Below are 23,634 nucleotides of genomic sequence, written 5' to 3' on the forward strand. Positions count from 1 at the left end.
TCGAACCGTCGGTGGGGAAGCCGACGGCACGACGCGTGTCGAAGGACGCGGTGATCCATGCCGGAGGACAACGATCGAGCACCCCTGGTCCAGGTCAAGTTCCTGACCGTCGCCGAGGTGGCGCTGGTGATGCGTGTGTCGAAGATGACGGTGTACCGACTGGTGCACTCGGGCGAGCTGACCGCCGTGCGCGTCGGCAAGTCGTTCCGGGTGCCCGAGAAGGCCGTGCACGAGTACCTGCGGAACGCCTACTTCGACGCCGGGTGAGGGCGGGCGCGGGCCGCCGGGTAAACTCACAGGCCGTTCGTGCCTGGTGTCGGCGCGCCCTACCTGACGGGTGTCTCCACCGGCGCGTGGAGACCACCAACGTCTAGTGAGTGAGGACCCCGCATGGGCTCGGTCATCAAGAAGCGCCGCAAGCGCATGTCGAAGAAGAAGCACCGCAAGCTGCTGCGCAAGACGCGGGTGCAGCGTCGCAAGCGCGGCAAGTAAACCCGGCGGGTTTCCCGGTGCCGGCCCCCCGCGCCCGCGGGGGGCCGGCACCGTCTTCCGGGGCCCCGGTCCGGGCGCGCGGCGCTCGCGCCCCCGCTCCGCCGGGTAGCATCCAGGTCGTCGCACGCACCGCCCGGCATGGAGTCGCATGGCGCCCAGGGTCGTCCTCGTCACCGGTTGCAGCCGCTACCTCGGCGGCAACCTCGCCGCGCGGTTCGCCGCGGACCCGGGCGTCGAGCGGGTGCTCGGCGTGGACACCGAGCCGCCCTCGCGCGACCTGCTGCGCCGGATGGGCCGCGCCGAGTTCGTGCGCGCCGACATCCGCAACCCGCTCATCGCCAAGGTCATCGCCACCGCGCGGGTCGACACGGTCGTGCACGCGTCGCTGACCGCGAACCCGGCCGGTCCGACCGGGCGCACGGCGATGAAGGAGATGAACGTCATCGGCACCATGCAGCTGCTGGCGGCGTGCCAGAAGTCGCCGCACGTGCGCAAGCTGGTGGTGAAGTCGACCAGCGCCGTGTACGGGTCGTCCTCGCGCGACCCGGGCGTGTTCACCGAGGACATGGGCCCCAAGGACCTGCCCTCCAGCGGCTACGCCAAGGACGCCGTCGAGGTCGAGGGCTACGTGCGGGGCTTCGCGCGCCGCCGCCCGGACGTGGCCGTGACGGCGCTGCGGTTCACCAACTTCATCGGCCCGCGCATCGACACCGTGCTGACCAGGTACTTCGCCCTGCCGGTGGTGCCGACGGTCATGGGCTACGACGCGCGCGTGCAGCTGCTGCACTCGGAGGACGCGCTGGCCGTGCTGGAGCGCGCCACCCTGCACGACCTGCCCGGCGTGTTCAACGTCGGCGGCGACGGGGTACTCCTGCTCTCGCAGGCGATCCGCCGCGCGGGCAAGCTGCCGCTGCCGGTGCCCAGCGCGGCCGTGCCCACCGTGGGCAGGCTGTTCCGCAGCGCGCGGCTGGTGGACTTCTCGCCGGACCAGATGCGGTTCCTGAACTGGGGCCGCGTGGTCGACACCGGCCTGCTCAAGCGGGAGTTCGGCTTCACGCCGCGGTGGACGACGCAGCAGGCGTTCGACGACTACGTGAACGGGCGCGGGATGCGCCCCCTGATCGACCCGGAGCTGGTGGCCTCGGTCGAGCGCGGTGTGCTCGGCGTGGCGGCCCGGTTCCGGTGAGACGCGCCGAGGAGGTGGACGTGGCAGAGGAGGCGCGGGTCATCCCGCTGCGCGCCCGGGACCGGGACGCGTCCCGACGACCCGTCGCGCCCGTGCCGGCGGAGCCCGGCCCCGAGGCTCCCGACGCCGCCGGACCCACCGAGCCCGGCACCGCCCAACCCGGTGCCGCCGAGCCCGCCGACCCCGGTGCCGCCCAGTCCGGTGCCGCCCAGTCCGGTGCCGCCCAGTCCGGTGACCCCGCCGCCACCGACCCCACCGCCGAGCCCGGCGGTCCGGGGTCCCGCGCCGGGGAGCCCGGTGCGGCGGAGGAGCGGCCCGCGGACTGGGAGCGCGGCCTGGCCCGGCTGCTGGCCTTCGCCCGCCGCCGCCTCCGGGGCGACTACGAGGTCGACGAGTTCGGCTTCGACCCCGACCTCACCGACCACCTCCTGCTGCCGCCGCTGAAGCCGCTGTACGAGAAGTGGTTCCGGGTGGAGGCCATCGGGCTGCACAACGTGCCCGCCGAGGGCGGCGCGCTGATCGTGGCCAACCACTCGGGCACGCTGCCGCTGGACGCCACCATGACCGCCTACGCCGTGCGGGCGGAGCACCCGGCCCACCGGCACCTGCGGATGCTCGGCGCGGACCTGGTGTTCAAGACGCCCGTGCTGGGCGCGCTGGCCCGCAAGTCGGGCCAGACGCTGGCCTGCACCCCCGACGCCGAGCGCCTGCTGCGCTCCGGCGAGCTGGTGGGCGTGTGGCCGGAGGGCTTCAAGGGCATCGGCAAGCCGTTCAAGGACCGCTACAAGCTCCAGCGCTTCGGGCGCGGCGGCTTCGTGTCGGCGGCGCTGGACACCGGCGTGCCGATCATCCCCTGCTCGATCGTGGGCGCGGAGGAGATCTACCCGAAGATCGGCGACCTGAAGGCGCTGGCCAGGCTGTTCGGCTTCCCCTACTTCCCGGTGACGCCGTTCTTCCCGCTGCTCGGCCCGCTGGGCGCCGTCCCGCTGCCGTCGAAGTGGTACATCGAGTTCGGCGAGCCCATCCGCACCGCCGGGTACGGCGAGCACGCGGCGGACGACCCGATGCTGGTGTTCAACCTGACCGACCAGGTCCGCGAGACCATCCAGCAGACCCTGTACCGGCTGCTGACCCAGCGCCGGAACGTGTTCCTGGGCTGATCGCCGCGCGCCGGCCCGGCCCCGCTCAGGCCCGCCGCCGGTACGCCACCCCGGCCGCTATCGCCCCCGCCACCGCGCCCGCGCCGAGCACCGACGGCACGCCGATCCGGGCCGCCTTGCGCCCGGTGCGGAAGTCGCGGATCTCCCAGCCGCGCTTGCGGGCCGTGTCGCGCAGCCCCGAGTCCGGGTTGACGGCCACCGCGGTGCCCACCACCGACAGCATCGGCACGTCGTTCACCGAGTCCGAGTAGGCGGTGCAGCGCCGCAGGTCGAGGCCCTCCTTGGCGGCCAGCGCCCGCACCGCGTGCGCCTTGGCGCGGCCGTGTAGCAGGTCGCCGACGAGCTTGCCGGTGTAGACGCCGTTCTCGCTCTCCGACACCGTGCCCAGCGCGCCGGTCAGCCCCAGCCGGCGGGCGATGATCCGGGCCAGCTCGACCGGGGTCGCGGTGACCAGCCACACGCGCTGGCCCGCGTCGAGGTGCATCTGCGCGAGCGCCTGCGTGCCGGTCCAGATCTTGTCGGCCATCAGCTCGTCGTAGATCTCCTCGCCGAGCGCGACCAGCTCCGACACCGACCGGCCCGCCACGAACGACAGCGCCTGCTCGCGGGACGCCTTGACGCTCTGCGGGTCCTCCCGGCCGCCGACCCGGAACTTGATCTGCTGCCAGGCGAACCCCGCCAGGTCGGAGTTGCGGAAGTACTTGCGGGCGGCCAGGCCCCGCGCGAAGTGGAAGATCGACGCGCCCATCATCATCGTGTTGTCCACGTCGAAGAACGCGGCGGCGGTCAGGTCGGTGGGCGCGCCCGGCGACGGTTCGAGCGCGGGCGTGGCCAGCGCGGCTTCGGCCGAGGCCGCACCGGCCAGTTCGGCGAGCCTCTCGCGCTCGGCCGAGCCCTGCACCACACGCCTTCTCACCACGTCAGCGCCTCCCGCGTCCGATGGGGACAGGGTAGCGATCAGCCGGTGAGGCCGGGCAGCGGCAGCGAGGGCAGGGTGATCGTCGGCAGCCGGACGGGCGGGGTCGTGGCGCCGCTCGACGGCGGGGGCGGCGGGGGCGACGACGGGGGCGGCGGGCCCGGTGTCGTGCCGCCCGTGGGCGGCGCCTGCGCCGGGGCGGTCGTCGTGGCCGGGGCGCCGCCGGTGGGCTCGGTGGCCGCCGGCGGGACCGGCGGGGCGGTGGCGGGCGTGCCGGGCTGCGCCGACGGCGGGGCGGCGCAGTCGCCCTCGGCCGGCAGCGGGCCGATCTCGTCGGCCCGGCCCGGCGCCGCGGTGGCGCACGGGGGGCGGGCGGCGAGGTCGGCGGCGCGCCGCGCGACGCGGGCCAGCAGGTCGAGCGACCGGTCGGCGCGGGCGGCGGCCGCGGCGGGCAGCCTGCCGTGAAGATCACCCAGCCGGGTGGTCTGGGAGGTCGCCCAGTCGCGCAGCGCGCCGAGCGTGAGCCGGTCCGCGCCCGACCCGCGCGCGGCCAGCGCGCGGGAACCGGCCGCGGCGTCGGCGTCGAAGTCGGCCAGCGCCGTGAGGTAGCCGCCCAGCGGGCCGCCGCCGGAGTCGCGGTAGCGGTCGACCAGGGTCTCCAGCTCGGCGACGCGGGCCGCGGCGAACTCCAGGCGCTTGTACCCCTTGGACTCCTCGTCGAAGGTCAGGCCCAGCGAGGCCGACTCGGCGGTGCGCTTGACGCCGTACAGCGCGTCGCCCGGCAGCGCGTCGCGCGACAGCAGGACGCTCATCCCCGCGAGCGAGAGCACCAGGCACAGCGCCGCGACGAGGGCCACCGCCAGCCTGCCGCGCGCACCGCCGCGCGGTGGCCGCCGGTCGGCCGCGGGACCCGGCGGCGGGCTCGCGCCGAGCACCCGCTCCCGCATCCGCGCCCTGGCCGCCTCGTCCGGGCCGCTCGTCGCTGCGGCTTCCCGCAGCAGCGCGACGACCGCCAGCTCGTCGGCGAACTCCGGGTCGGCGTCCCCGGGCAGCGCGTCGACGGCGCGGGCGAACCGCTCGCGCTGCCTGCGACGCCCTAGCGGCGTGATCCCTCTGCCCACCATCCCGCACCGACTCGTGGAGCTCCTGCCCGGACAACGACCCCGGGCGCGCCCGGGTTACGCGGGCGCGACGGCGCGCCGGCGGTCACCGCAGCCAGTTCGGCAGCAGTTGGGCCAGCCGTCGCACCGCCCGGTGCTGCAGCGCCTTGACGGCGCCCTCGTTGCGCCCCATCTTCGCGGCCGTCTCGGCGACGGACAAGCCCTGGATGAACCGGAGGGTGATGCATTCCCGCTGGTCGTCACCCAGTTGGGAGACGCAGCGGAGGAGTTCGGCGTTGGCCGCGCCGGTCAGCACCTCCTGCTCCGGACCGCTGGTGACCTCGCGGCTGTCCGCCGGCTCGGCCGTGGTGACCTCCAGCCGGTAGCGGCTGGACTTGACGTGGTCGAAGACGATGTTGCGGGCGATCGTGACGAACCACGCGCCGACGTCGCGGCCCTGGTAGCTGATGGACCCGATGCTGCGCAGCGCGCGCAGGAAGGTCTCGCTGGTGACGTCCTCGGCCAGCGTCCGGTCGCCCACGCGGAGCAGCACGTACCGGTACACCACGGCCACGTACCGGTCGTACAGCGCGCCGAACGCGTCCGAGTCGCCCGACTGGGCGGCGCGGACGAGGTCCCACGGCTCTTCCGCCGCGTCGGTTCCCACGCTCTCGATCGTGCTGGACCGCCCTCCAGTGCTCCACACCGACCGGAGCCTCCGGTTGATCCCGATGGTGCTCTCGCGCGCCCTGGCGCTCATCGGCTCGCGACACCTCCACAGAGTCGCCGTCCGGGCAGCATACGTGTTGTTACTCCGTAGTAGGTAGCGGTCGACGGGGTCGTGTCCGCGACGCGCTCGGCGGCGCTGGGTGACGCCGCTCGCACGTGACAGACTGCCCAGAGGTCCGTTGTCGTCCACCAGGAGGTCGAGTTGACCGCTTCCGCACGCAACGTCGCAGACCTGGTCCGGGCCTCTGCGCACCGTGGACCCAAGCACGTGGCACTGGTGGATGTCACGACTGCGAACAGTTACACCTGGGCCGAGTTCGACTCGTTCGTGGATCGCGAGGCGCACCGGCTGGTGGCAGCCGGCCTCGAACCGGGTGACCGGGTGGTCGTGCGGCTGCCCACGTGCGCGCAGTTCTGCGCGGCCGTGTTCGGCGTGCTGCGCGCCGGCGGCGTGCTGGTGCCCGCCGGGCCGGGGCAGCCTGCCCGCGAGCTGCAGCGGCTGGTGGCCGACAGCGGCGCCCGGCTGCTGGTCGGCGACGGCGAGGGCGTCGACATCGAGGTGCTGGGGCCGCCGGACCTGGCGCCCGGCGAGCCGTTCGAGGCGGTCCGGTCCGGCGAGGACGTCGCGGTGCTCGGGTACACGTCCGGGACGTCCGGGGTGCCCAGGGGCGCGATGCTGTCGCACCGGGCGCTGCTGGCCAACGTGGCGCAGTGCGCGTCGATGCGCCCCGCGCCGGTCACGGCGGCCGACCGCGTGCTGCTGGCGCTGCCGCTGTTCCACGTGTACGGGCTCGGGCCGGGCCTGCTGCAGGTGGCGGGCGCGGGCGCGACGGGCGTGCTGCTGGAGCGGTTCCACCCGGACGGCGCGCTGACCACCATCCGGGAGCACCGGGTGACGACGGTGGTGGGCGTGCCGCCGATGTACCGGGCGATCCTGGCCCAGCCGGTCGAGCGGCTGCGGGAGGACCTGGCGACCGTGCGGCTGTTCACGTCGGGCGCCGCGCCGCTGGCGCCCGACCTGCTGGAGGCGATGAGGCGGGCCGTCGGCCTGCCGGTGTACGAGGGCTACGGGCTGACCGAGACCGGCCCGGTGCTGACGTCGACGCTGGCCGGCGGGCTGCCGAAGGCCGGGTCGGTGGGCCGGGCGCTGCCGGGCGTGCAGGTGCGCCTGGTGGACAGCGACGGCCGCCCGCTGGACCTCGACGAGGACGAGTCCGGCACCGGCCTGGTGGCGGCCCGCGGCGACAACCTGTTCAGCGGCTACTGGCCCGACGGCGCGCACGGCCCCGACGCGGACGGCTGGTTCCGCACCGGCGACGTCGGCTACCTGGACGGGGACGGCGACCTGCACCTGGTGGACCGGGCGGGCGACCTGATCATCGTCAACGGCTTCAACGTCTACCCGCACGAGGTGGAGCGGGTGCTGGCGGAGCTGGACGGGGTGGCCGAGGCGGCGGCGGTGGGCGTGCCGGACGAGCGGACCGGGGAGTCGGTGAAGGTGGTGGTCGTGCGCGACGAGGGCGCGGACCTCACCGAGGAGACCGTGAAGGACCACTGCGCGGCGCGGCTGGCGAAGTTCAAGGTGCCGACGGTGGTCGAGTTCGCCCCGACCCTGCCGCACTCGCCCACCGGCAAGCTGGCCCGCGCGCGGCTGCGGCTGCCCCTGGCCTGATCCGCGCCGCCGGGGCGGGTGACCTGACCGGCCCGGCTGGGATGATGGTCCGGTGAGCCACCACGTGACGCTGCTGAGCCGGGTCGACTGCCACGCCTGCGAGCAGGCCAGGGCGGACCTGGAGCGCATCTGCGGCGAGCTGGGCGTGCCGTGGGACGTGCGCGACGTCGACGGCGACCGCGAGCTGCGCGCCGAGTACGGCGACCGGGTGCCGGTGATCCTGGTCGACGGCGCGGAGCACGGGTACTGGTCGGTCGAGGAGGACCGCCTCCGCGCCGCCCTCGCCTGACGCCCCCGCACCCGACCGACCCCGCCGGACCACCTCCGCCCGCCCGCCCGGTCCGACCTGCCCGGTGACCGGACCTGGCCCGGTGGCCGGATCTGCCCAGTTACTCGGGCGGCGCTCGCGGCGCGACCGGCCGACGGGTCGCCCACCGGGGTCCGTCCACCGGGGTCCGTCCACCAGGGTTCGCGCGGACGGGTCGAACCGGCGCGGGCCGGGCGCCGAACCAACGGCATGAAGCGTTGGACCGCCGCCCTGACCGGCATCCTCGGCGTGGCCGCCGCCCTCGCGGCCGGGCACCTGGTCGCCGCGCTGGTGGGTCCGACGGCGTCGCCGTTCCTCGCGGTGGGCAACACGGCGATCGACTTCACGCCCGGTCCGCTCAAGGACTTCGCCATCCGCGCGTTCGGCGTGCACGACAAGCTCGTGCTGCTGGTCGGCATGGCGGTGGTCCTCCTCGCGGTCGCCGTCGCCGCCGGGCTGCTGTCCCGCCGCAGCGCGCTGCCGGGGACGGTCCTGGCGGTCGCGCTCGGGCTGGTCGGCGTCGCGGCGGTCCTGCACCGGCCCGACCTGGGGCAGCTCGCGGTGCTCGCGCCGGTCGCGGCGGGCGTCGCCGGGGTGCTGGTGTTCCGGTGGCTGCACGGCCTCGCCGCGCACCCCGGGCGGGCCAGTGCGAGCCGGCGCGGGTTCCTGCTCGCGGCGGGGGCGAGCGCCGTCGCCGGGGTGGCGGGCCGGTTCCTCGGCACGCGGACCGACGTCGAGGGCTCCCGCCGGGCGGTCGGCGACCTCACGCCCGCCGAGCCCGCGCCCCCGATCCCGGACGGCGCGGACTTCGCCGCCGACGGCACGCCCGGCTTCATCACCCGGAACGAGGACTTCTACCGCGTCGACACGGCGCTGAGCGTGCCGCGCCTGCGCGCCGAGGACTGGGTGCTGCGCGTGCACGGCATGGTCGACCGCGAGCTGACCCTCCGCTACGGCGACCTGCGCGACCGCCCGCTGGTGGAGCGCACCATCACCATGACCTGCGTCTCCAACGAGGTCGGCGGGCCGTACACCTCGACCGCGAACTTCGTCGGCGTGCCGCTGCGGGACGTGCTGCTGGAGGCGGGCGTCCGCGCCGGGGCCGACCAGCTGTTCTCCACCAGCGCCGACGGCTGGACGGCGGGCACGCCGGTCGACGTGGTGCTGGAGGAGGACCGCGGCGCGCTGATCGCGCTGGGCATGAACGGCGAGCCGCTGCCCGTCGAGCACGGCTTCCCGGCCCGGCTGGTCGTGCCCGGCCTCTACGGGTTCGTGTCGGCCACCAAGTGGGTGGTCGACCTGGAGCTGACCACGTTCGAGGCCAGGAGCTCCTACTGGCTCGACCGCGGCTGGGGGCAGCGCGCGCCGATCAAGGTCATGTCGCGGATCGACCGGCCCAAGGGGCTGTCCGCGGTCCGGGGCCGGGTCGTCGTCGCCGGGGTCGCGTGGGCGCAGCCGGTCGGCGTCGCGAAGGTCGAGGTGCGGGTGGACGGCGGCGGGTGGCAGCCCACCCGGCTGTCCACCGCCGTGAACGGCTCGACGTGGCGGATGTGGCGCGTCGAGCTGGACCTGGCGCCCGGCGCGCACACCGTCGAGTGCCGCGCCACCGACGGCGCCGGCTCCACCCAGCCGTCGGAGCGGGTGGACCCGGTCCCGGACGGCGCGACCGGGTGGCACTCGATCTTCTTCACGGTCGAGTGATCCACCCGAACCGGATCGCGAGCCGTTTCGAAGGTCTTAGTGACTACCGAGACCGGTAACCCCCAGAGGAGTGATCCGCTGTGCGCAAGAGCAAGCTCGCCATCGTCGGCGCCGTCGCGGCGACCGCCCTGTCCGTCGCGGCCTGCGGCGGGAGCGACAACGCGGCCGGCGGCAACACCACCACCGCCGCCCCGACCACCACCACGGCCGCCATGACGCCGTCCAGCCAGGCGATGGCCGACGGCGTCACCAAGACCACCGACGTGTTCGGCAGCGGCTGCGCGGGCGTCCCCCAGGACGCGTCGGACGAGGGTTCGCTGCAGGGCATGGTCGACGACCCGGTGGCCACCGCCGCCGGCAACAACCCGCTGCTCACCAAGCTGGTCGCCGCCGTCAAGGCCGCGGGCCTGGTCGACACCCTCAACTCGCAGGAGGCCATCACGGTCTTCGCGCCGGCCGACCCCGCGTTCGCCGAGCTGGGTGACGCCAAGTTCACCGAACTGGCGAACGACCCGGCCACGCTGGGCAAGATCCTGCAGTACCACGTGGTCGGGCAGCGCTACGACGCCAAGGGCCTGGAGTCCGCCGGCACCGTCAAGGCGCTGACCAACCAGGAGCTGACGGTCTCCGGCACCGGCGACGCGATGACCGTCAACGGCGCGCCGGTCCTGTGCGGCAACATCCCGACCAAGAACGCGACCGTCTTCGTGATCGGCAAGGTCCTGACGCCCCCGGCGGCGTGACCGGTCGGACCTCGGGCGCCCCCTCCCGAGGTTCACCCGAAGGTGAGCCGAGCGCCGTGTATCCACACGGCCGCTCGGCTCACCTCTTTCCATGGGCCACACCCCACGCCGCGCCCGACCGCCTCGCGCACACCGACCCGGACCCGCGAGGCCGGGGCCGGCGCAGCCCAGCACAGCGCGGTCCACACCGCGAGGCCGCGTCGGTGTGTCGCGACCCGCTCCCGCCCGATCACGCTCTTCGATCGGGCGGGAGCGGGCCGTGACGCGCCGACTTCCAGGCGGCCTCGCCGCGCCGACGAAGTCGGCGCCATCCAACACGGTGACGCGCCGACTTCCGGGCGGCCTCGCCGCGCCGACGGAGTCGGCGCAATCCAACGCAGCCAACTTTGTGCATACGTTCACAAGCGGTACGGTGGAGGCGTCACTCCGCTGGTGGCGGTGCCCGGCGGGTCAGTGCTTCGGATGTCGAGGAGAGCCAGCGTGGTGGGTCGGCGGGGCGAGGGTGACGAGGTCGTGACCACCGCGCCGAGGAAGACCGCGGAACCCGCCGCGGACCCGACCGCCGACGTCCGCGAGCGGGCCAGGGCCATCCCCGAGGCGGCCGTCGCCCGGCTGGCGGTCTACCTCCGCGTGCTGTCCGGGCTGGCCGAGCAGGGCGTGACGACCATCTCCAGCGAGGAGCTGGCGGGCGCGGCCGGGGTCAACTCGGCGAAGCTGCGCAAGGACCTGTCCTACGTCGGCTCGTACGGCACGCGCGGCGTCGGGTACGACGTCGAGGTGCTCGTGAGCCACATCGAGCGCATCCTCGGGCTCACCCGCAAGCACTCCGTCGCGGTCGTCGGGATCGGTAATCTTGGTCACGCGCTGGCCAACTACGGCGGGTTCCCGAGCCGGGGGTTCCCGGTCGCCGCGCTGTTCGACATCGACCCGGACCTCACCGGTGTGCCGGTAGGCGGCATCCCGGTGGACCACATCGACGACATCACGTCCGTCTGCGCCGCGCGCGAGGTCTCGATCGGCGTCATCGCGACGCCCCCGCAGGCGGCCCAGGCCGTTTGCGACCGTTTGGTATCCGCCGGAGTCCAGTGCATCCTGAACTTCGCACCCGTCGTGCTCCAGGTCCCGGACCACGTCGAGGTGCGCAAGGTCGACCTGGCGGTCGAGATGCAGATCCTGTCGTTCCACGTCGCGCGACGGGCTGACGAGGCCGCTGTCGACGTGGTCAACGGCGTCGGTGTGGACGGGGTGGTGATTCGCCCGTGATCGTGCGGGTAGTGAGCCGGACGGCTCCGCTGGGCGTGGTGCCGGCATGAGCGTCCTCGTCGTCGGGCTGTCCCATCGCACCACACCGGTTCCCGTGCTGGAACGCGTCGCCGTCGCCGACCCCGACCTGGGCAAGCTGCTCGACCAGCTGCTCAAGGCGCCCAGCGTGTCCGAGGCCGTGCTGCTGTCGACCTGCAACCGGGTCGAGGTGTACGCGGTGGTCGAGACCTTCCACGGCGGGATGAACGAGGTCGTGGAGGTGCTGGCCCGCCACGCGGGCGCCGAGCCCGCCGACCTCTTCGAGCACCTGTACGTGCACTACTCCGCCGCCGCCGTCGAGCACCTGTTCTCCGTCGCGGGCGGCTTGGACTCGATGGTGGTCGGCGAGGCCCAGATCCTCGGCCAGCTGCGCGGCGCCTACCTGCGCGCCGACGGCGCCGGCGTCGTCGGCCGCACGCTGCACGAGCTGGTCCAGCAGGCGCTGCGGGTCGGCAAGCGGGTGCACGCCGACACCGACATCGACCACGCGGGCGCGTCGGTGGTGTCCGAGGCGCTGACCGACGCCGCCCGCGTGCTCGGCGGGCTCACCGGCCGCACCGCCCTGGTCGTGGGCGCGGGCTCGATGGGCGGCCTGGCCGCCGCGCACCTGCGCCGCGCGGGCATCGGCGAGGTGGTGATCGCCAACCGGACCGCCGCCAACGGCGCGCGGCTGGCGGGCGCGCTGACCGCCGAGGGCGTCGCCGCCCGGTCCACCGACCTGTCCGACCTGACCGCCGAGATCGAGCGGGCGGACGTGCTGTTCGCCTGCACCGGCTCGGTGGACACCGTGGTGGGCGCGGAGCTGATCGGCGACCGCGAGCCCGGCCGGCCGCTGGTCGTGTGCGACCTCGGCCTGCCCAAGGACGTCGACCCCGCCGCGGCGCTGCTGTCCGGCGTGCGGGTGGTCGACCTGGAGACCCTGCAGCGCAGGCTGTCCGACGCCCCCACGGGCCAGGACGCGCTGCGCGCGGCGGAGATCGTGGCCGAGGAGGTCCGCGCCTACCTGGCCGGGCAGCGCTCGGCCGAGGTCACGCCCACCGTGACGGCGCTGCGCAAGCGGGCCGCCGAGGTCGTGGACGCGGAGCTGCTGCGGCTGGACTCGCGGCTGCCGCAGCTCGACGGCGCGGTCCGCGACGAGCTGGCCAAGACCGTGCGGCGCGTGGTCGACAAGCTCCTGCACACGCCGACCGTGCGGGTCAAGGAGCTGGCCGCCGGGCCCGGCGGCGACGGCTACGCCGAGGCGCTGCGCGAGCTGTTCGGGCTCGACCCGCAGCGGCCCGCCGCCGTCAGCACACCCCATTCGACGCGAACCAAAGGTGAGAAGCGGTGAACCGCACCCTGAGGATCGGCACGCGCGGCAGTGCGTTGGCACTCGCGCAGACCGGTCACGTGGCCGACGCCCTGCGCGCCGCCGGCGCCGACGTGGAGATCGTGACCGTCTCCACCCCGGGCGACCGGTCGTCCGCGCCGATCGCCGAGATCGGCATCGGGGTGTTCACCTCGGCGCTGCGCGACGCGCTGGCCAACGGTGAGATCGACGTCGCCGTCCACTCGTACAAGGACCTGCCCACCGCGCGCGACCCGCGCCTGTCGCTGGCCGCCGTCCCGCCGCGCGAGGACCCGCGCGACGCGCTCGTCGCCCGCGACGGCCTGACCCTGGGCGAGCTGCCCGCCGGGGCCAGGGTCGGCACCGGCTCGCCGCGCCGCGCCGCGCAGCTGACGGCGCTGGGCCTGGGCATCGAGGTCGTCGGGCTGCGCGGCAACGTGGACTCCCGCATCCGCAAGGTGGTCGACGGCGAGCTGGACGCCGTCGTGCTGGCCCGCGCCGGCATCTCCCGGCTCGGCCGCACCGCCGAGATCACCGAGACCCTGGAGCCCATCCAGATGCTCCCCGCGCCCGCGCAGGGCGCGCTCGCGGTGGAGTGCCGCGTCGACGACGTCGACGTCGAGCACCTCCTCCAGTCCACCCTGGACGATTCGGCCAGCAGGGCCGCTGTCACCGCCGAGCGGGCCGTGCTGGCCGAGCTCGAGGCGGGGTGCAGCGCGCCGGTCGGCGCACTGGCCGATGTGGTGGAAGACCTCGACGACCAGGGAGCGGTAGTCCTCCGCCTGTCCCTGCGCGGGGTCGTGGCGACGGAGGACGGCGACCTCCTCCGTGCGTCCGCCACCGGTGACTTGACCGCAGCAGAGGAACTCGGCCGCGCGCTGGCCGCCGAGTTGCTCGACCTCTCCGGCCTCGCCGCTGCGCGGTCGGAGGGGCGTAGTTGATGGGGAGTGCCCTGATGACCCGCGCACGCAAGACCCCCGGCCGCGTCGCCTTCGTGGGCTCCGGTCCCGGCGACACCGGCCTGCTCACGTGCCGTGCCCGCGACCTGCTCGCCAAGGCCGAGCTGGTGGTGACGGACCCGGACGTGCCGTCCGAGGTGGTCGCCCTCGTACCGGACGGCGTGGAGACCCGGCCCGCGGTCGGCGACCCGGCCGACGTGGCGAAGGACCTGGTGGCCGAGGCGAAGAACGGCCACGCCGTGGTCCGGCTGGTGGCGGGCGACCCGCTGACGCTGGACTCCGTGGTCAAGGAGGCGCACGCCGTCTCCCGCACGACGATCGCGTTCGACGTGGTGCCCGGTGTCCCGGCGGGCACGGCGGTGCCCGCGTACGCGGGCGTGGCGCTGGGCGCCGTGCACACCGAGGCCGACGTCCGGGGCGTCACCGACTGGGCGAGCCTGGCCTCCGCACCCGGCACGCTCGTCCTGCACGCCACCGCGAGCCACCTCGCCGAGGCCGCGTCCTCGCTGGTGGAGAACGGCGTGGCGCCGCAGACCCCGGTCGCGGTGACCGTCGACGGCACCGGTTTCGGGCAGCGCACCGTGGACACCACGCTGGCGGCGCTGGCCGCCGACGCGGCCGACCTGGGCGGCCCGCTGGTCGTCACGGTCGGCAGCGCCGTCGCCGGCCGCGCCAAGCTGTCCTGGTGGGAGTCGCGCGCCCTGTACGGCTGGCGGGTGCTCGTGCCGCGCACGAAGGAGCAGGCGGGCGCGATGAGCGACCGGCTGCACTCGCACGGCGCGATCCCGGTGGAGGTGCCGACCATCTCGGTCGAGCCGCCGCGCAGCCCGGCGCAGATGGAGCGCTCGGTCAAGGGCCTGGTCGACGGCCGCTACCAGTGGGTGGTGTTCACCTCCACCAACGCGGTGCGCGCGGTGTGGGAGAAGTTCCGCGAGTTCGGCCTGGACGCGCGGGCGTTCTCCGGCGTGAAGATCGCCTGCGTCGGCGAGTCGACGGCGGCCAAGGTGCGGTCGTTCGGGATCATCCCCGAGCTGGTGCCGTCCGGCGAGCAGTCGTCGGAGGGCCTGCTGGCCGACTTCCCGCCCTACGACGACATCCTGGACCCGGTGGACCGGGTGCTGCTGCCGCGCGCCGACATCGCCACCGAGACCCTGGCGGCGGGCCTGCGCGAGCGCGGCTGGGAGATCGACGACGTGACGGCCTACCGCACGGTGCGGGCCGCCCCGCCGCCCGCCGACACCCGTGAGATGATCAAGTCGGGCGGGTTCGACGCGGTGTGCTTCACCTCGTCGTCCACGGTCCGCAACCTGGTCGGCATCGCGGGCAAGCCGCACGCCCGCACGCTGGTCGCGTGCATCGGCCCGCAGACCGCGGAGACCGCCCGCGAGTTCGGGCTGCGCGTCGACGTGCAGCCCGAGGACGCCAACGTGCCCGCCCTGGTCGACGCGCTGGCCCAGCACGCGGCCCGGCTCCGGGCCGAGGGGGCGCTGCCCCCGCCCCGCAAGACCAAGCGCCTGCGCCGGAGCTGACCCGCCGGGCGCCGCCGCGACGCGGCCGCCCGCGGCCGGCCCCACGCCGTTCGCCGAGCGATCGGCCGGGGCCGGCTCCGGCCGGCCGGCGCGGTGGCGCCCCGCGGTGACGAATGGCGCACCGCCCCGCCACGGCCGACCGGCGCGACCGCGCCGGCGAACCACTGCCGAGGGAGTGCCGCCCGTGTTCCCCGCCCACCGCCCACGCCGCCTGCGCACCACGCCCGCGATGCGCCGCCTGGTCAGCGAGACCACCGTGCGCCCGCGGCAGCTGGTGCTGCCCATGTTCGTGAAGGAAGGCGCCGAGGCGCCGGTCGAAATCGCCTCGATGCCCGGCGTCGTGCAGCACTCCCGCGATTCGCTGCGCAAGGCCGCCGTGGAGGCCGTCCAGGCCGGCGTCGGCGGCCTGATGCTGTTCGGCGTGCCCACCACCCGGGACGCGGTCGGCTCCGGCGCGACCGACCCGGACGGCATCCTCAACGCCGCCCTGCGGGACCTGCGGTCCGAGCTGGGCGACAGCACCGTGCTGATGTCGGACTGCTGCCTGGACGAGTTCACCGACCACGGGCACTGCGGCGTGCTGACCCCGACCGGCGAGGTGGACAACGACGCCACGCTGGAGGTCTACGGCGAGATGGCGGTGACCCAGGCGCGGGCCGGGGCGCACGTGGTGGGCCCGAGCGGCATGATGGACGGCCAGGTCGGGTTCATCCGGGCCGCGCTGGACGAGGCCGGCTGCACCGACACCGCCGTGCTCGCCTACTCGGTGAAGTACGCCTCCGCGCTGTACGGGCCGTTCCGGGACGCGGTGGAGTCGCAGCTCCAGGGCGACCGCAAGACCTACCAGCAGGATCCAGCCAACGCCCGCGAGGCGCTGCGCGAGGTCGAGCTGGACCTCGCCGAGGGCGCCGACATGGTGATGGTCAAGCCCGCCCTGCCGTACCTGGACGTGCTGCGCGCCGTGCGGGAGGTCTCCACCGTGCCGGTCGCGGCCTACCAGATCTCCGGCGAGTACTCGATGGTGGAGGCCGCCGCGCGCAACGGCTGGATCGAGCGCGAGCGCACGGTGCTGGAGTCGTTGACGTCGATCCGGCGGGCCGGCGCGGACGTCGTGCTCACCTACTGGGCGGTGGAGGCGGCGCGGTGGCTGGACCGGGGGTGAAGCGGGCGGCCGTCGTGCCGCCGCGGCTGGTGGACCTGTCGCGCTGGCTGTGGATCGGCAGCGCGGTGATCGGCCTCGGCCGGTTCCTGGTGCAGCTGGCCGACCGGGAGATGCTGATCGAGCAGCTGCGCCGGGACCGGGCGACGGCGGGGCTGGGGCAGGACGAGCTGGACGCGGCGGTGACCGGCGGTGTCGTGTTCGGCCTGCTGATGGGCGGCCTGCTGGTCCTGGTCTACGCGCTGCTGGCCAACCGGATGGCGGGCGGGCGCAACTGGGCGCGGGTCGTGCTGACCGTGTTCGGCGGCGCGGGCATCCTGCTCGGCGTGTTCCGGCTGATCGCCGTGGTGTCGGGCTTCGCGGCGGCCTCCGGCCTGGTCATCAGCCCCGTGGACTTGGCGTTCGGCGTGGTGACGATGGTGGTCGACGCGGTGGCGCTGACCCTGATGTACCTGCCATCAGTTTCCGGGCACTTCAGATCACAGCGTTCCGTCAGCGCCGGACCACCACAGGTAGCTAACGGATTGTGATTTCAGGTCGACGCGGGCAGCCGGTGCTCATACGGTCCGCGCATGACCACTCCTCAGGACCCTTACGGCCAGCAGGGTGGCCACCCCCACCAGGGCGGTGGCCACCCGCAGCACGGAGGCCCCCAGGGCTACCCGCAGCAGGGCGGGCCGCAGGGCTACCCGCAGCAGGGTGGGCCGCAGGGCTACCAGCAGCAGCCCGGCTACCCCCCGTCCGCCCCGCCGCTGTCGGACAGCGAACTCGCCCGTCCGGCGCGGCCGAAGTCGGTCGACACCGCGTTCATGCTGTGGATGGTCGCGGCCGGCATCGGCATCGTGTCCAGCATCCTGAACTTCTTCACCGTCCAGGCGCTGTACGACGAGCTGCTCAAGGACACCTCGCCCGAGCTGCGCGGTTCCGTCGCCGAGCCCGGTTACGGCAGCGCGATCTTCAGCCTGGTCCTGTTCGCGCTCTGGGTCCTCGTCGTGTTCCAGATGCGCAACGGCGCCAACTGGGCGCGCATCGTGCTGGCCGTGCTCGGCGGCATCGGCGTGATCGGCGGCCTCGTCGGGCTGCTGACCATCGGCGTGCTGTTCAGCATCGGCATCCTGGGCGCGCTCCAGGCCCTGCTGTCGCTGGCCTCGCTGGTGGTGACGATCGGCGCGCTGATCTTCATGTTCAAGTCCGACGCGAACTACTACTTCAAGAAGAGCTGACCCCCGACCGGTGCCGGTCCGCGCGCCGGGCGCGGGCCGACGCCGGTGGCGGGCGCCGCCGTCCACGGACGGGTGACGGGGTCCGTCGACCGAAGTCGCGCGGCGGTGTCGACCTTCGTCGACAACCCGACGGCGATCCGTCGCGCGCGGGCCCGTCGCGGTGGACAGCGCCCTTGCGCGGTTCTAGCGTTCCGTGCTGTGACAACCCCTCAGGATCCCGACCGCGGGCAGCAGCAGCCGCACATCCCCCCGCCCCCTCCCCTGAGCGAGTCCGAGCTCCAGGGCACGCACGGCGGCGCCGCGGCGCTCCCGGCGCCCAAGGAGGTCCGGATCTCGTTCTGGATCTGGATCGCCGGCGCCGTGCTGTCGGCGGTCGGCGGGCTGCTCGCCCTCACGCAGCGGGACGAGGTGGCCCGGGTGCTGCGCGGGACGCCGCAGTTCGCCGACGCCCCCCAGGCCGAGCTGGACGCGGCCGTCGCCGCCTCCGTGCTGTTCTCCATCGTGTTCGGCCTGGTGATCGCCGGCCTCTACGTGCTGTTCGCGTTCAAGGTGCGGGCGGGGCGGAACTGGGCCCGCGTCACGCTCACCGTGCTGACCGCCCTCGGCCTGCTGTCGCTGCTGCTCGGCGCATCGGTCTCCGGGCTGCTCACGTCGCTGCTGAGCGTCATCGCCGTGGCGCTGCTCTACACGCGCAACTCCAGGGCCTACTTCGACTCGGTGAAGCGGGCGGGGTGACCGGGCCGGCGCCGTCCGCGCGGGTGGCGGTGGCGCTGTGGTACGCGCTCGGCGTCTTCGGCGTGCTCAACGCGGCCTACCTGTGGGCCCGGCGGGGCGCGCTGGAGGACGCCGCCGCGCGGGGCGGGCTCGACCCGTCGGCCGTGACGGGGCTGCTGGTGCAGATCACGGTCGCCGCGGTGGTGTTCGGCGCAGGCTACGTCGGGTTCGCCCGGTGCCTGCGGCTGCGCAAGCGGTGGGCGCGGGGCGCGGTCACCGCGGTGGCCCTGGCGCACGTGCTGTGGCTCGCGCTGACCGGCGGGGCGCAGGCCAACCTGGTCGTCCTGCTGCTCCTGGTCGCCGGTTCCGCGTTCACGTGGCTGCGCGGTACGGCAGAGTGGGTGGGGCAGCAGTAGAGCTGTTCCCGCAGCTTCCCCGCCGGAGACGCGCATGTCCGAGCCCGACCCGCACGCCTCGCCGCCCCACCGGGTCGACCCGCCCGGTCGGGCGGCCACGCCGCCCGCCGACGGCTCCGCGCCGGCGCTCGCCCACCCCGGTGCGCCCGCCCCGCGGCGGGCGGCGACCCCGACGGCGCGGCCGGCCGATGCGCCGCCGGTGCTCGCGCCGGTCCGCGCCGCCTGGCCGCCGGCGCCCCTCGCCGCGGTCGCCCCGGGCTGCGGGGCGCTGTCCCCGTCCGACACCTGCTCCGAGGCGGTGAACCCCCGGTGACCCAGCCACCGTTCAACCCGTTCGACCAGCCGATGCGGCCGGTCAACCTGCCGCAGCCGGGGCCGCAGCAGCCCGTCGGGCACCTCGGCCAGATGCGCGGCGTCGACCAGCTCACGACCACCGTCGTGCGCCCCGGTGTCGTGGTCGGAGCCTTCGCGCTCTGGCTGGTCGCCGCCGCGGTGTGGCCGGTGGGCACGGTGGTGCGGGTGCTCGCCGAGGAGGGCAGCTTCGCCGGCTTCGGCCCGGTGATGACCCTGTTCACGACCGGCTGCCTGGCCGTGGGCGGGGTGTGCGGCGCGATCGCGTTCTTCCGCGGCAGCCACCAGGCGCGGGTCGCGCTGTGCGTCGGGTACTTCGTGCTCGGCATCCTGGCGGTGGCGGCCCTGGTCGTGGCGGCGCGGGACGGCGACACCGGGCCGGCGGCCTGGGCGGTCATCGTGCTGCGGGTGGCGACTCCCGCCGCGGCCGCGGTGCTGAGCTTCCTGCCCGGTTCCCGGCACTACTTCGCGGGGAGCCCCGGCTAGTGGACCAGCCAGTCCTGTACGCCGAGCCCGGCGCGTCCCGGTGGCCGCTGCTGTGCGGGCCGGTGTTCGCCCTGCTCGGCCTGGGCGCGGAGGCGCTGACCGGGGCGGTGTGGGTGTTGCTGTGGCTGTTCGTGGCGGTGGCGCTGTTCGTGCCGACCCTGCTGTGGGTGCAGGGCCGCCGCAAGGTCCGCGGCGTCCGCCTCACGCCCGTGGCGCTGCACCAGGGCCGGGAGGAGCTGCCGGTGCGCGACATCGCCGAGGTGTCCGGTGTGGAGCCCCGGGCGGGCGCGACCGTGCTCGGCGGCGGCTGGGCGCTGCCGCGCGGCACGGAGCCGGTGCCGATCCGGCTGACCGACGGCGCCGTGGTGCTCGGCTGGGCCCGCGACGCCGACGCCCTGCGCACCGCCCTCGACCGGCTGCTCGTCCACCGGGCGCCCTGATCCGTCCTGTCGGGACGGCGGAACCGTCCCGATCGGACGCGGGGTCCGTCCCGATCGGGCGCGGGGTCCGCCCCGATCGGGCGAGGACTGTCCCGATCGGACGCGAAGTCCGTTCCGAGCGGGCCGGGGCCGCGTGACCGCCGGCACGCCGTGCGCCGCGGCGGGCGGGGGGTCGTGACGGGAACGACCGTGAGAGGCTGACCACCGTGACAGCCGCCACCCCCGCCGCCAACGCCTCCGGCGCGCCCGCGCCGAGGCTGCACCAGCCCAAGCGCGCCCTCGTCGCGGTCGGCGAGGTGGTGGTCGCCGCGGGGCTCGTGCTGCTCGCGGTCTGGTGCTGGAACCGGGGCGTGCTGCGCCACAGCTACCCGGTCGAGGGCCGCGCGCCGCTGGAGTCCACCCGGTACCTCGGCAACTGGATCGGCGCGGCCGTCGGGCTGGGCACCGCGGCGGGCGTGCTGGTGCTCGACGCCGCCCGGCAGACCGTGCTCGCCCTCCGCACGCGTGGTCGGGAAGAGGCCGCCGAACCGGACGTGTGAGACTGGGACTCGTGACTTCCACGCGATCCCAGGCACTGTTCGAGCGCGCGGCGACGGTGATCCCCGGTGGCGTCAACTCCCCCGTGCGCGCCTTCCACTCGGTCGGCGGCACACCCCGCTTCATGGTGCGCGGCGAGGGCCCCCACCTGTGGGACGCCGACGGCAACCGGTACGTGGACCTGGTCTCCTCGTGGGGACCGATGATCCTCGGCCACGCCCACCCGCGGGTCGTGGAGGCCGTCCGCGCCGCCGCCGTCCACGGGCTGTCGTTCGGCACGCCCACCGAGGGCGAGATCCAGCTCGCCGAGGAGATCGTCGCCCGGGTCGCGCCGGTCGACCAGGTGCGGCTGGTCAACTCCGGCACCGAGGCCACGATGAGCGCGATCCGCCTCGCCCGCGGCTTCACCGGGCGGCGCAAGGTCGTCAAGTTCGCCGGCTGCTACCACGGCCACGTCGACGCGCTGCTCGCCCAGGCGGGCTCCGGTGTCGCCACGCTGGGCCTGCCCACCTCGCCCGGCGTCACGGGCGCGCAGGCCGCCGACACCCTCGTGCTGCCCTACGACGACGTCGAGGCCGTCAAGGCCGCGTTCGCCGAGAACCCGGGCGAGATCGCATGCGTGATCACCGAGGCGGCGGCGGGCAACATGGGCGCGGTCGCGCCCCGGCACAACGCCGAGCTGCGCGAGCTGTGCCACGCCAACGGCGCCCTGCTGGTCATGGACGAGGTGATGACCGGCTTCCGCGTCTCCCGCTCGGGCTGGTTCGGCCTGGAGAACGTGCCCGGCGACCTCTACACGTTCGGCAAGGTCATGTCCGGCGGCCTGCCCGCCGCGGCGTTCGGCGGGCGCTCCGACGTGATGGCCAGGCTCGCCCCCGCCGGCCCCGTCTACCAGGCGGGCACGCTGTCGGGGAACCCGGTGGCGGTCGCGGCCGGCCTGGCGACGCTGCGCGCGGCCACCGACGAGGTCTACCTCGCCCTGGACGCCAACGCGTCCCGGCTCGGCGCGCTGTTCACCGCGGCCCTGACCGAGGCGGGCGTGCCGCACCGCGTGCAGTTCGCGGGCAACCTGCTCAGCGTCTTCTTCACCGAGGACGCGGTCACCGACTACGCGGGCGCGCAGGCCGCCCAGACCTGGCGCTTCCCGCCGTTCTTCCACGCCCTGCTGGAGCGCGGCGTCTACCCGCCGCCCAGCGCGTTCGAGGCGTGGTTCGTCAACGCCGCCATGACCGAGGAGGACTTCGCGGTGATCGCGGACGCCCTGCCCCACGCCGCCCGCGCCGCCGCGGAGGCCACGCGGTGACCCGGATCTCCGCAGGCGGCGGTGGCGCGCGGACCGTGGTGCACCTGCTGCGCCACGGCGAGGTGCACAACCCGACCGGCGTCCTGTACGGCCGCCTGCCGGGCTTCAAGCTCTCCGAGCGCGGCCAGAAGCAGGCCCTGGTCGTCGCCGAGCACCTGCACGACCGCGACATCGCCCACGTCGTCGCCTCGCCGCTGGACCGGGCGCAGCAGACGGCCTCGCCGATCGCCGACTCGCACCGGCTGGAGCTGGCCACCGACGACCGGCTGATCGAGGCGGACAACCGGTTCGAGGGCCTGAAGGTCGCCGTCGGCGACGGGGCGCTGCGCTCGCCCCGGCACTGGCCGAAGCTGGTCAACCCGTTCCGGCCGTCCTGGGGCGAGCCGTACCTGGAGATCGCGCACCGGATGTTCGGCGCGGTGCAGCGGGCGCGGGCGGCGGCCGAGGGCCACGAGGCGGTGTGCGTGTCGCACCAGCTGCCGATCTGGACGCTGCGGAGGTTCGTCGAGGGCAAGCGCATGTGGCACGACCCGCGCCGCCGCGAGTGCTCGCTGGCCTCGCTGACCAGCCTGGTCTTCGAGGGCGAGGAGCTGGTGCGGCTGGTCTACACCGAGCCCGCCGGCGCGACCGACCCGAGGGTGACCGGCGCGTGAGGCGGCTGCTGCTGGTGCTGCTGGTGCTGGTCGCCGGTTGCTCGACCGGTGACGACGCGGTGATCGCGGGTTCGGAGTTCCAGCTCGTCGCGCCCGCCGGTCAGGTCCGCATCCGCTACGAGGCCGACCAGCGCAAGGTCGTGAAGGGCCTCACCGGGCCGTCGGTGATGGAGGACGGCAAGACGGTGAGCCTGGACGACTACGCGGGCAAGGTGGTCGTGGTCAACATCTGGGGCTCGTGGTGCCCGCCGTGCCGCACCGAGGCCCCGGAGCTGCAGAAGGTGCAGGACGAGACGGGCGCGCTGGGCGTGCAGGTGCTGGGCGTGGCGGTGAAGGAGTCCTCCGCCGAGGCCCCCCGCGACTTCATGGGCAACCGACAACTGCGCTACCCGTCGATCAACGACGAGTCGGGCCGTTCGCTGCTGGTGTTCAAGGGCCTCCCGCCGAACACCGTGCCGTCGACCTTCGTGCTGGACAAGCAGCACCGCGTGGCGGCGGCGTTCCTCGACGGCGTCATCGCCACCGACCTGGTCCCCCTGGTGAAGGAACTCGCCGCCGAGAGCTGACCGCCCGGCGGCCGGACCACCCGGCCGCGTGCGCCGGACCCGACCCGTCGCACGCGGCCGACCCCACCACACCCGCACCCACATCCACACCCACGCACCAGGGCAGCACTTCCCCTCTCACGGCCCCGGCTTCCGCTTTTGCTTTCGGTCTTCGGCACGCCCCGTGCAGCCCGGCGCTCTCGTGTTCTCCCCGTATGGCCTGCCCGGAGGGCTACCATGCTTTTCCTGGGGGTGCAAGCACGCTTTTCGCTTGCACCCCCAGGAAAAGCATGGTCGTCTTTGACAGGCCATACGGGGAGAACACGACCGCTGTTTCTTTTCCTTCTCCTTGGCGGCCTGCCCGTCCGGCGAGGACTCTTTTAATCTCTTCAGCTGAGATCCGTACCGCACCTCATATAACCCGGATCGGTGCAGGTCAGAGGTAAGAAAAGCGGCCGAGAGGCCCCCAAGGAGGAGGGAAGTGCGTCGTGTTCTCCCCGCACGGCCTGCCGAAGGCAATCATGTTTCCTGGGGGGTGTCAAGCGAAAAGCGTGCTTGACACCCCCCAGGAAACATGATCGGGCTGCGCCCAGGCCGTACGGGGAGAACACGAGGCACACGGCTGCGCTGAAGCGCCGCCGCGCGGAGCGCGGCTTGCGGCGAAAGCTGAAGCGCCGCCGCGCG

The 23,634-nt window shown here is 74.4% G+C and carries 27 protein-coding genes; 24 read left to right on the plus strand and 3 right to left on the minus strand.

What is annotated here, in order from left to right; all coding sequences use genetic code 11:
- Nucleotides 1-57 precede the first annotated feature (57 nt).
- The 4 genes from JOE68_RS17010 to JOE68_RS17025 all read left to right on the plus strand — a co-directional run bounded on the left by JOE68_RS17010 (nucleotide 58) and on the right by JOE68_RS17025 (nucleotide 2,838).
- Nucleotides 58-267 carry a helix-turn-helix domain-containing protein gene (locus JOE68_RS17010; protein ID WP_015105423.1) on the plus strand — a complete coding sequence of 70 codons (210 nt, stop codon included), beginning with the start codon at nucleotides 58-60 and terminating at the stop codon, nucleotides 265-267.
- Nucleotides 268-390: 123 nt separating this feature from the next.
- Nucleotides 391-492, plus strand: coding sequence for a 30S ribosomal protein bS22 (locus JOE68_RS17015; RefSeq protein WP_015105422.1), 102 nt, complete (start codon nucleotides 391-393; stop codon nucleotides 490-492).
- 148 nt (nucleotides 493-640) lie between these two features.
- Nucleotides 641-1,678, plus strand: a complete 1,038-nt coding sequence (locus tag JOE68_RS17020) for an NAD-dependent epimerase/dehydratase family protein (protein WP_204843321.1) — start codon at nucleotides 641-643, stop codon at nucleotides 1,676-1,678.
- Nucleotides 1,679-1,698: 20 nt separating this feature from the next.
- Nucleotides 1,699-2,838 (plus strand): lysophospholipid acyltransferase family protein, encoded by a 1,140-nt coding sequence (locus JOE68_RS17025; protein WP_307819716.1) that lies wholly within the window; start codon nucleotides 1,699-1,701, stop codon nucleotides 2,836-2,838.
- Nucleotides 2,839-2,863: 25 nt separating this feature from the next.
- Here the strand turns inward: JOE68_RS17025 and JOE68_RS17030 are convergent, their stop codons facing one another.
- The 3 genes from JOE68_RS17030 to JOE68_RS17040 form a co-directional block, all read right to left on the minus strand.
- Nucleotides 2,864-3,757, minus strand: a complete 894-nt coding sequence (locus tag JOE68_RS17030; RefSeq protein ID WP_204843322.1) for an HAD family hydrolase — start codon at nucleotides 3,755-3,757, stop codon at nucleotides 2,864-2,866.
- Between the two features lie 38 nt (nucleotides 3,758-3,795).
- On the minus strand, nucleotides 3,796-4,875 hold the full coding sequence (locus JOE68_RS17035; RefSeq protein ID WP_204843323.1) for a DUF5667 domain-containing protein: 1,080 nt from the start codon (nucleotides 4,873-4,875) through the stop codon (nucleotides 3,796-3,798).
- Nucleotides 4,876-4,960: 85 nt separating this feature from the next.
- Entirely contained in the window at nucleotides 4,961-5,614 is a 654-nt protein-coding gene (locus JOE68_RS17040; RefSeq protein ID WP_204843324.1) for a sigma-70 family RNA polymerase sigma factor, read from the minus strand.
- A gap of 171 nt (nucleotides 5,615-5,785) precedes the next feature.
- Between JOE68_RS17040 and JOE68_RS17045 the strand changes: the two genes are divergently transcribed.
- The 20 genes from JOE68_RS17045 (at nucleotide 5,786) to JOE68_RS17140 (ending at nucleotide 22,971) form a co-directional block, all read left to right on the plus strand.
- Nucleotides 5,786-7,255, plus strand: coding sequence for an AMP-binding protein (locus JOE68_RS17045; protein ID WP_204843325.1), 1,470 nt, complete (start codon nucleotides 5,786-5,788; stop codon nucleotides 7,253-7,255).
- A gap of 52 nt (nucleotides 7,256-7,307) precedes the next feature.
- Entirely contained in the window at nucleotides 7,308-7,544 is a 237-nt protein-coding gene (locus tag JOE68_RS17050) for a glutaredoxin family protein (RefSeq protein ID WP_204843326.1), read from the plus strand.
- A gap of 228 nt (nucleotides 7,545-7,772) precedes the next feature.
- On the plus strand, nucleotides 7,773-9,263 hold the full coding sequence (locus tag JOE68_RS17055) for a molybdopterin-dependent oxidoreductase (protein WP_204843327.1): 1,491 nt from the start codon (nucleotides 7,773-7,775) through the stop codon (nucleotides 9,261-9,263).
- Nucleotides 9,264-9,343: 80 nt separating this feature from the next.
- Nucleotides 9,344-10,006: a fasciclin domain-containing protein gene (locus JOE68_RS17060; protein WP_204843328.1), complete on the plus strand. Its 663-nt coding sequence runs from the start codon at nucleotides 9,344-9,346 to the stop codon at nucleotides 10,004-10,006.
- A 480-nt stretch (nucleotides 10,007-10,486) separates the two neighbouring features.
- On the plus strand, nucleotides 10,487-11,269 hold the full coding sequence (locus JOE68_RS17065; protein ID WP_307819717.1) for a redox-sensing transcriptional repressor Rex: 783 nt from the start codon (nucleotides 10,487-10,489) through the stop codon (nucleotides 11,267-11,269).
- Nucleotides 11,270-11,315: 46 nt separating this feature from the next.
- The gene (locus tag JOE68_RS17070; protein ID WP_204843329.1) at nucleotides 11,316-12,638 is read left to right on the plus strand and encodes a glutamyl-tRNA reductase; all 1,323 of its coding nucleotides are present in this window, start codon (nucleotides 11,316-11,318) and stop codon (nucleotides 12,636-12,638) included.
- Nucleotides 12,635-13,576: a hydroxymethylbilane synthase gene (gene hemC, locus JOE68_RS17075; protein ID WP_204843330.1), complete on the plus strand. Its 942-nt coding sequence runs from the start codon at nucleotides 12,635-12,637 to the stop codon at nucleotides 13,574-13,576. Before JOE68_RS17070 ends, hemC begins: the two co-directional genes overlap by 4 nt.
- 14 nt (nucleotides 13,577-13,590) lie before the next feature.
- Nucleotides 13,591-15,123, plus strand: coding sequence for a bifunctional uroporphyrinogen-III C-methyltransferase/uroporphyrinogen-III synthase (locus JOE68_RS17080; protein WP_204843331.1), 1,533 nt, complete (start codon nucleotides 13,591-13,593; stop codon nucleotides 15,121-15,123).
- Between the two features lie 184 nt (nucleotides 15,124-15,307).
- Entirely contained in the window at nucleotides 15,308-16,285 is a 978-nt protein-coding gene (gene hemB, locus JOE68_RS17085) for a porphobilinogen synthase (RefSeq protein WP_204843332.1), read from the plus strand.
- Nucleotides 16,267-16,812, plus strand: coding sequence for a hypothetical protein (locus tag JOE68_RS17090; RefSeq protein WP_204843333.1), 546 nt, complete (start codon nucleotides 16,267-16,269; stop codon nucleotides 16,810-16,812). The genes hemB and JOE68_RS17090 overlap by 19 nt, the downstream gene beginning before the upstream one ends.
- A 42-nt stretch (nucleotides 16,813-16,854) precedes the next feature.
- Nucleotides 16,855-17,505 (plus strand): hypothetical protein, encoded by a 651-nt coding sequence (locus tag JOE68_RS17095; RefSeq protein WP_204843334.1) that lies wholly within the window; start codon nucleotides 16,855-16,857, stop codon nucleotides 17,503-17,505.
- A gap of 198 nt (nucleotides 17,506-17,703) precedes the next feature.
- Nucleotides 17,704-18,240, plus strand: coding sequence for a hypothetical protein (locus JOE68_RS17100; protein ID WP_204843335.1), 537 nt, complete (start codon nucleotides 17,704-17,706; stop codon nucleotides 18,238-18,240).
- Nucleotides 18,237-18,635 (plus strand): hypothetical protein, encoded by a 399-nt coding sequence (locus JOE68_RS17105; protein ID WP_204843336.1) that lies wholly within the window; start codon nucleotides 18,237-18,239, stop codon nucleotides 18,633-18,635. The genes JOE68_RS17100 and JOE68_RS17105 overlap by 4 nt, the downstream gene beginning before the upstream one ends.
- A gap of 34 nt (nucleotides 18,636-18,669) precedes the next feature.
- Nucleotides 18,670-18,948, plus strand: a complete 279-nt coding sequence (locus tag JOE68_RS17110) for a hypothetical protein (protein ID WP_204843337.1) — start codon at nucleotides 18,670-18,672, stop codon at nucleotides 18,946-18,948.
- Nucleotides 18,945-19,472 carry a hypothetical protein gene (locus JOE68_RS17115; RefSeq protein WP_204843338.1) on the plus strand — a complete coding sequence of 176 codons (528 nt, stop codon included), beginning with the start codon at nucleotides 18,945-18,947 and terminating at the stop codon, nucleotides 19,470-19,472. The genes JOE68_RS17110 and JOE68_RS17115 overlap by 4 nt, the downstream gene beginning before the upstream one ends.
- Nucleotides 19,472-19,912, plus strand: a complete 441-nt coding sequence (mce1N, locus tag JOE68_RS17120; RefSeq protein ID WP_204843339.1) for a transport-regulating membrane protein Mce1N — start codon at nucleotides 19,472-19,474, stop codon at nucleotides 19,910-19,912. The genes JOE68_RS17115 and mce1N overlap by 1 nt, the downstream gene beginning before the upstream one ends.
- Nucleotides 19,913-20,118: 206 nt before the next feature.
- Nucleotides 20,119-20,451: a hypothetical protein gene (locus JOE68_RS17125; RefSeq protein ID WP_204843340.1), complete on the plus strand. Its 333-nt coding sequence runs from the start codon at nucleotides 20,119-20,121 to the stop codon at nucleotides 20,449-20,451.
- Nucleotides 20,452-20,462: 11 nt separating this feature from the next.
- Nucleotides 20,463-21,752 carry a glutamate-1-semialdehyde 2,1-aminomutase gene (gene hemL / locus JOE68_RS17130; protein WP_204843341.1) on the plus strand — a complete coding sequence of 430 codons (1,290 nt, stop codon included), beginning with the start codon at nucleotides 20,463-20,465 and terminating at the stop codon, nucleotides 21,750-21,752.
- Nucleotides 21,753-21,757: 5 nt separating this feature from the next.
- Nucleotides 21,758-22,405, plus strand: a complete 648-nt coding sequence (locus JOE68_RS17135; RefSeq protein WP_204846145.1) for a histidine phosphatase family protein — start codon at nucleotides 21,758-21,760, stop codon at nucleotides 22,403-22,405.
- Nucleotides 22,402-22,971 (plus strand): TlpA disulfide reductase family protein, encoded by a 570-nt coding sequence (locus JOE68_RS17140; RefSeq protein WP_204843342.1) that lies wholly within the window; start codon nucleotides 22,402-22,404, stop codon nucleotides 22,969-22,971. The genes JOE68_RS17135 and JOE68_RS17140 overlap by 4 nt, the downstream gene beginning before the upstream one ends.
- Nucleotides 22,972-23,634 lie beyond the last annotated feature (663 nt).

The sequence above is a fragment of the Saccharothrix algeriensis genome, from assembly GCF_016907655.1.
Lineage (GTDB): Bacteria > Actinomycetota > Actinomycetes > Mycobacteriales > Pseudonocardiaceae > Actinosynnema > Actinosynnema algeriense.